This is a genomic window from Alcanivorax sp. HI0044, from assembly GCF_001634945.1.
On sequence record NZ_LWEZ01001228.1, the window covers coordinates 1 to 7001 of the forward strand.

Here is a 7001-nt window from a genome sequence, read left to right on the forward strand (position 1 = left end):
TCCCGACTCACCCCCAACCCCACCAGCAGAGTCGGCGCNTCCAGCTTCAAGGCCACCAACAGGTCGTACAACAGCACCACATAGATGCCCGGCACCCCGGCATTTCCCCAGGTGCGGCCCGAACTCACCATTTGTTGGCCCTCCACGACAAGAACTTGGTTATCTCTGCCTGCATAGTAGTTGTCATTGAACAATGTCACCAATGGCATTTGCGCCAGGAGCCAACATGAAATTGCCGCTGACAAAAAAACATAAGGCACCGGTTGTGCCCATCGTACCCCGCCGCATGGGGTTTTCCTTCGATGGCATCAAACATGATGATTACTGGTTTGATAACGACCCTGTGCTGACCCATCTGCTGAATATCCTGTCGCTGACCTTCCCGGACGGCGAGCGTTTCTTCGTAGATTCTGTGCGCGCCCTGCGCGACCAGGTGGCGGACAAGGATCGTCAAAAGGATATTTCCGGCTTTATTGGCCAGGAAGCCATGCATTCCCTGGAACACCAGGCCTTCAATGATCTGATTGCCGACGGCAAATATGACGACATTGTTGCGCACGCCCTGGGGGTCACCAACAAGTTGCTGGCCGGTGCCCGCAAGTACATGAGCAAACGCCAGCAGCTGGCGGCGACTGCCGGCCTGGAGCACTTCACTGCCATTCTGGCCGACGCCATTCTGCGTCGCCCGGACCTGATGAAAAAGATGGACCCGGCGGTGCGCGATCTGTGGGTCTGGCACGCCATTGAGGAAACCGAGCACAAGGCCGTAGCCTACGACCTGTACAAGGACGTGAACGGCAACTACCTGGAGCGCCAGCGCCTGTTCCTTTCCAGCACCGCCTACCTGATCGGCTTCTCCAGCTACTTCACCTGGCAGATGCTCAAGCGCGACAATATGCACCGTAAACCCCTCACCCTGGCCAAAGGGCTGTGGAAAGGGTTTGGCTACAGAGGCGTGATCAGCAGCATCATCCCTGCCTGGTTCAGCTACCTGAAACCCGGCTTCCATCCATGGGATGACGACAACAGCGCGTTGATCGAAGAATGGCGTAAAAGCCTGCCGGCCCCGAAGGAGAAGAACGCGGCGTGAGCAGAATTAATAATGAATAATTAAGAGTTAATAACGTCGCGAAACCCGTCTGTTTTGCCTTAAACGCAAGAGGCCGCGTCCAAAGGTTGGGCGCGGCCTCTTAGCTTCAAGAAATCACTGGCGCTAGGCGCGCAGCTATTAATTATTCACTGTTAACTATTAATTGCCTTTATCACCCTTCCTGCAGCAATTTCCGCAAGTCAATCAGCGCGGCATTGGCCCGTGACACATAATTGGCCATGACCAGGGAATGGTTTGCCAGCATACCAAAACCGTCGCCGTTCAGAATCAAGGGGCTCCACACCGTTTCCTGGGTCGCTTCAAGCTCACGAACCATCTGCCGGAAACTGATGGTGGCGTTCTTCTTGCGAAGCACATCCGCAAAATCCACCTCAGCAGCACGCATCAGCTGGGTCAGGGCCCAGGTGGCACCACGGGCTTCGTAGAAGGCATCATCAATTTTCAGCCAGGGGGTTTTGACGAAGTCTTCGTCGCTCTCCGGCTTGGCCGCCACAATGGTGCCATCCTTGTCTACGTTCAGCTGGCTGCGCCCAACGCTTTGGCTCAGCTTCAGGCTCAGGGATCCCAACCGGTTCTGCACCTCGTTCAGCCAATAGTTCAGGTTATCGGCCCGGGCGTAGAACTTGCCGTCGTTCTCATTGGCATCCGTCAGCCGATCCACATAACGCTGCAATGCCTTGATGCCCCGGCGGTATTCGCTTTCCGTGGCCGGCATGGCCCAGCTTTGCGCATCGAAATTGAACTGCGGTTCGGCAATAGCCAGGTCTTTATCTTCCTGGCTTTGCGATTGGGAGCGGCTCATGTCCCGGCGTAATACCCGGCTGAAATCGCGCACCTGCACCAATACGCCATATTCCCAGGCAGGCATGTTATCCAGCCACAGACGGTGCGGAAGCACATCATTACTGAGGTAACCACCGGGCTTGGACAGCAGGGTATCGGCAACAAAAATCAGTTCCCGCGCGGTAGTTTCCCCCCGCACGGCATCCTCTTTCGCCGTTACCTCACGCAACTCGGGCTCCTGGCTCCAGTACCAGCCCAGCAGCACCTCAACCAACAACAGCAAACCAAGCAACCAGAACAAACCTTTCCAGATTCGATTATTACGAGGGTCCAGCATGGCGTCCCCCATCTTTTCACTAAACTTATCGTTACTCATGACCACTCCCAGGATCCTTCAAGCCGCAACTCCGCTCACCACTATAGCCCACCACCCGCTCAAGCTGCAGGCAATTACCTTCCGGGCGGGTTCGCGACTGTCCCTCATATTGGCAAGGTTCCACCATAGAGCGACAAAACACCACCTACAATCCACAACCGCCACGCCATCCACGCTCTCAATCCTGCCATTGATACCCCGCCCCCTTGGCCCTGCCCGGCAAACACGCAAACTCTATCCACATCAGTGACGCCACTGCTGGTCTACAGCCATGGGCTTTTTGGTTAAACTGCGCCAGCGAACAGGATCGCAGTAGCTCCGTTGCCAGAGGGCAGCGCTTTCGAGCCAGCGATTCACCCTGAAAGTGACAGGCAAAAAGCGCTCCACACCAGCGCTGATCCCGCGCCGGTTAACATAGCCTTAAAGTTACCGAATGAAACTAAGTGCCTGTTTTTACATCCAAGCGTCACGCAATCTGGCGCATACGGCACCGGAGAGGAGTATCGAATGAAGCAGTGCTGGCAGCGTTTCCTGGTCGCCATCGTTTTACTGGCCCCACTGTCCTGGGCCAGTGCCAACAACCTGTTCGGCGAAGAAGAGCGCCTGCCTACCGTGGATGAAGCCATCCAGTTGGTGGCCGATGCGGACTGGGATAACCAGCAACTGCTGCTGAATTTCGAGCTGATCGACGAGGTGTATCTTTATCAGCACCGCTTTGGATTCACACTGCGCGACACCAACGGCAATGTGATCAACGATTTTGCTGAACTGACGCTCCCCGCCGGCAAAGCCAAAACCGACGAAATCTTCGGCGACGTCCAGGTGTACTTCCACCGCCTGGATCTGGCACTTCCCCTCAATAGCGTGCCGCTGGTGGATACGGAACTGGAAGTGCGCTACCAGGGCTGCATTGAAGACACCCTGTGCTACCCGCCCACCAAAAAAATCATCGAGTTCGCCAACCCCCAACCGACAAAAAAGCCGGTGGCCGCTCCGCCAGCAGCGGCGTCTGACTCCAGCGCTGGCCCAGGCTTCCTCGACACGCTGCAGTCCGAAGATGCCAACGCCTTCAATCAGTGGATGAAAGACCAGCCCCTTGGCCTGATCATCGGCCTGTTTTTTGTGGGCGGCCTGCTCTTGGCCTTTACCCCGTGCGTTTTTCCCATGGTACCGATCCTGTCCGGCATCATTGCCGGAGAGAAAGAGCCCAGTGCCGCCCGCGGCTTCACCCTGAGTGTCAGCTATGTGCTGGGCATGGCGGTCCCCTATACGCTGGCCGGCCTGCTGGTGGCAATGTTCGGCGCCGGGCTCAACCTGCAGTTCTTGCTCCAGCAACCGGCGGCGATCCTCACCTCCGTAGTGGTCTTTGTGGTGTTGGCCCTGTCCATGTTCGGGCTATATGAACTCCAGCTGCCGGCCGCGCTGCGCAACAAGCTTCAGCAACCGGGGCAGGAAGCCCGCGGCAGCCTGATCGGCGCCGCCATCATGGGGACAATCTCGGCCCTGGTGGTCTCCCCCTGCGTCACCCCCATCCTGGCCGGCGCCCTGATCTACGTGGCCGCCAGCGGTGATGCGGCCACCGGTGCCGCCTCCCTGTTTGCCCTGTCCATCGGTATGGGCCTGCCGCTGATCATCTTCGGCACCGGCGGCGGCAGCCTGCTGCCCCGTGCCGGCATGTGGATGGAAGAGATCAAACGGTTCTTCGGCGTGGTCATGCTGGGCGTGGCCATCTGGCTGTTGGACCGCATCATCAGTGACACTATCACCCTGGGCCTCTACGGCCTGTTGCTGGCCGTCTATGGCGTGCAGCTCGGGGCACTGGAGCCGGCCGGGGAAGGCCTTGCCCGCCTCAAGCGCGGCCTGGCCCTGGTGCTGGCCCTATATGGCGCGGTAATGATTGTCGGGGCGTTAAGCGGCGGCAAGGATCCACTACAGCCGCTGGCACACATGACCCAGCCAGCAACCCCGGTGGCAGGCAGTGCGGCCTCCAGCAATGCGGCAACCGCGAACGACCACGGCCCCTGGCAAACCATCGTTGGCAAGACCTCGCTGGAGCAGGCACTGTCCGCATCCCGCCAGGCCGGTAAACCGGTGCTGGTGGACTTCTTCGCTGAATGGTGTGTGGCCTGCAAGGTGCTGGAAGAAACCACCCTTAGCCACCCCGATGTACTCAACGCCATGGGCGGCTTCGACCTGTACCGGGTGGACATTACCGAGATCAATGCCGACAGCCAGGCGATCATGGAGCAATACAATATCCTCGGCCTGCCTGCCCTGGTCTTCTTCACTCCCGCCAGCGCCGAAATCCCCGACTCCCGGGTGCTGGGCGAGATGGGTCCGGAACGCTTCATTGAGCATTTGAACAAGCGGGTCATGCCGACGTTGTAACGCGCCCCCCTATCCAGCCACCTTTACCCATCACAATAGGCTGAGGGAGCTTGCTAGCAAGCAGGCTCTCTCAGCCGCCTCGTTATATAGCCCAAGGCATACCGCCTATACAACCCCCATGAAATGGTACCGATATCACGCAATCTTCCGGTAACTTGTAACGAATGTTGTAAAGCCCTTTTTTCTGTCATGGTTTGCCCCTAATATTGCATTTGTGCAAGAAAGCCCGGACTAATCCGGATTTTTCCAGCACGATCACTGCAAATAACGACAAATTCGCAAGGGGACCCGTTTTGGCTTCCATTCTGGTCTTACATGGCCCAAACCTGAACCTGCTTGGCACCCGCGAGCCGGACAAGTATGGCCATGCCACCCTGGCGGACATCAACCAGCAACTGCAGGAACAGGCCAGCACGGCCGGCCATCACCTGCAGCATCTGCAAAGCAACGCGGAATACGAGCTGGTCGAGCGCGTACACGATGCCCGCACCGAGGGAATCGACTTCATCATTATCAACCCGGCGGCGTTCACCCATACCAGCGTGGCACTGCGTGACGCCTTGTTGGCGGTGAACATTCCCTTTATTGAAGTGCACCTGTCCAACGTGCATGCCCGGGAAGCCTTTCGCCACCACTCCTATTTTTCCGATATTGCCAAGGGCGTTATCTGCGGCCTGGGCGCCACCGGGTATGCGTTGGCGCTAACCGCTGCTCTCGAACAACTGGATGACTGAACATGGATATTCGTAAAATCAAGAAACTGATTGAGCTGCTCGAAGAATCCGGCATTGAAGAGCTGGAGATCTGTGAAGGGGAAGAGTCTGTACGCATCAGCCGCGGCTCTCGTCACCCTGCAGCGCCAGCCCACTATTATGCCGCGCCGCAAGCGGCAGCAGCGGCGCCTGCACCAGCAGCAGCTCCAGCACCTGCCGCCGACGCACCGGCTGCAGCGGACAACACCCCCAGCGGCCATCTGGTACGCTCCCCCATGGTCGGCACCTTCTATCGCTCCCCGTCGCCGGGTGCGGCGTCCTTTGCCGAAGTGGGCCAAAAAGTCCAGGCCGGCGATGTGCTGTGCATCGTGGAAGCCATGAAGATGATGAACCAGATCGAGGCCGACAAGTCCGGCACGCTGGATGCCATTCTGGTAGAAGACGGCGAGCCGGTTGAATTCGACCAGCCTCTGTTCTCCATCGTTTAACGGAGGCCTCCCATGCTGGAAAAGGTAGTCATTGCCAACCGCGGCGAGATTGCTCTGCGTATTCTTCGCGCTTGTAAAGAACTGGGCATTCGCACCGTAGCGGTTTACTCCAAACCGGACCGGGACCTGATGCACGTGCGTCTGGCCGACGAGGCGGTGTGTATTGGCCCCGCGTCGTCCACCGATTCATACCTCAATATTCCTGCCCTGATCAGCGCAGCGGAAGTCACCGATGCCGATGGCATTCACCCCGGTTATGGTTTCCTGGCGGAAAATGCGGATTTTGCCGAAAGTGTGGAGCGCTCCGGCTTCACCTTTATCGGCCCCAAAGCAGACACCATCCGCCTGATGGGCAACAAGGTTGCGGCCATCGAGGCCATGAAAGAAGCCGGCGTCCCCACCGTACCCGGGTCTGACGGCCCCATCGGTGACGATGACGATGCCTCACTGGCGATGGCCAAACAGATTGGTTATCCGGTGATAATCAAAGCCGCCGCCGGCGGTGGTGGCCGTGGCATGCGCGTAGTCGATGAAGCCAAACATCTGCTCAACGCCATCACCCTGACCCGCTCCGAAGCCAAGAATGCTTTCGGCGATGCCACCGTCTACATGGAAAAATTCCTGCAGAAACCGCGGCATGTGGAAGTGCAGGTGCTGGCTGACGGGGCTGGCCATGCCATTCATCTGGGTGACCGCGATTGCTCACTGCAACGCCGCCATCAGAAAGTGGTGGAAGAAGCCCCGGCCCCCGACATCCCGCAGCACCTGAAAGACGAAGTGGCCCAGCGCTGCGTGGATGCCTGCAAAACCATCAACTACCGGGGCGCCGGCACGTTCGAATTCCTCTATGAAGACGAGCGCTTCTACTTCATCGAGATGAACACCCGGGTTCAGGTAGAGCATCCGGTGACCGAAATGGTCACCGGGGTGGATATCGTCAAGGAGCAGCTGCGCATTGCCGGCGGTGAAGGGCTGGCGCTGCAGCAAGCCGACGTGCAGTTCCAGGGCCATGCCATCGAAGTACGCGTGAACGCGGAAGATCCAGTCCGCTTCACTCCTTGCCCGGGGAAAATATCCTACTTCCATGCGCCTGGCGGCAACGGCGTGCGGGTGGACTCCCATATCTACAGTGGCTACACCGT

At 58.4% G+C, this 7001-nt stretch carries 6 protein-coding genes; 5 read left to right on the forward strand and 1 reads right to left on the reverse strand.

Annotation, left to right across the window (positions count from 1 at the left end):
* Window positions 1-226: 226 nt before the first annotated feature.
* On the forward strand, window positions 227-1090 hold the full coding sequence (locus tag A3730_RS17225; RefSeq protein ID WP_082872438.1) for a metal-dependent hydrolase: 864 nt from the start codon (window positions 227-229) through the stop codon (window positions 1088-1090).
* 172 nt (window positions 1091-1262) lie between these two features.
* Here A3730_RS17225 and A3730_RS17230 read toward each other — a convergent pair whose 3' ends face one another.
* Window positions 1263-2270, reverse strand: coding sequence for a DUF2333 family protein (locus A3730_RS17230; protein WP_063521012.1), 1008 nt, complete (start codon window positions 2268-2270; stop codon window positions 1263-1265).
* Window positions 2271-2777: 507 nt separating this feature from the next.
* Here A3730_RS17230 and dsbD point away from each other — a divergent pair.
* The 4 genes from dsbD to accC form a co-directional block, all read left to right on the forward strand.
* Window positions 2778-4658, forward strand: a complete 1881-nt coding sequence (dsbD, locus tag A3730_RS17235; RefSeq protein WP_063538539.1) for a protein-disulfide reductase DsbD — start codon at window positions 2778-2780, stop codon at window positions 4656-4658.
* A gap of 293 nt (window positions 4659-4951) precedes the next feature.
* Complete coding sequence (gene aroQ, locus A3730_RS17240; RefSeq protein ID WP_063520760.1) at window positions 4952-5392, forward strand: type II 3-dehydroquinate dehydratase; 441 nt, start codon at window positions 4952-4954, stop codon at window positions 5390-5392.
* A 2-nt stretch (window positions 5393-5394) separates the two neighbouring features.
* A complete protein-coding gene (gene accB, locus A3730_RS17245; protein ID WP_063538541.1) occupies window positions 5395-5859 on the forward strand; it encodes an acetyl-CoA carboxylase biotin carboxyl carrier protein in 465 nt (154 codons plus the stop codon).
* A 12-nt stretch (window positions 5860-5871) separates the two neighbouring features.
* The coding region (gene accC, locus A3730_RS17250; RefSeq protein WP_063538543.1) for an acetyl-CoA carboxylase biotin carboxylase subunit at window positions 5872-7001 on the forward strand (1130 nt) is incomplete at its 3' end.

Coding starts and splice junctions, on each gene's coding strand:
- dsbD (WP_063538539.1), top strand. CDS start 2,778: ATGAAGCAGTGCTGGCAGCGTTTCCTGGTCGCCATCGTTTTACTGGCC.
- accB (WP_063538541.1), top strand. CDS start 5,395: ATGGATATTCGTAAAATCAAGAAACTGATTGAGCTGCTCGAAGAATCC.
- A3730_RS17225 (WP_082872438.1), top strand. CDS start 227: ATGAAATTGCCGCTGACAAAAAAACATAAGGCACCGGTTGTGCCCATC.
- A3730_RS17230 (WP_063521012.1), bottom strand. CDS start 2,270: ATGAGTAACGATAAGTTTAGTGAAAAGATGGGGGACGCCATGCTGGAC.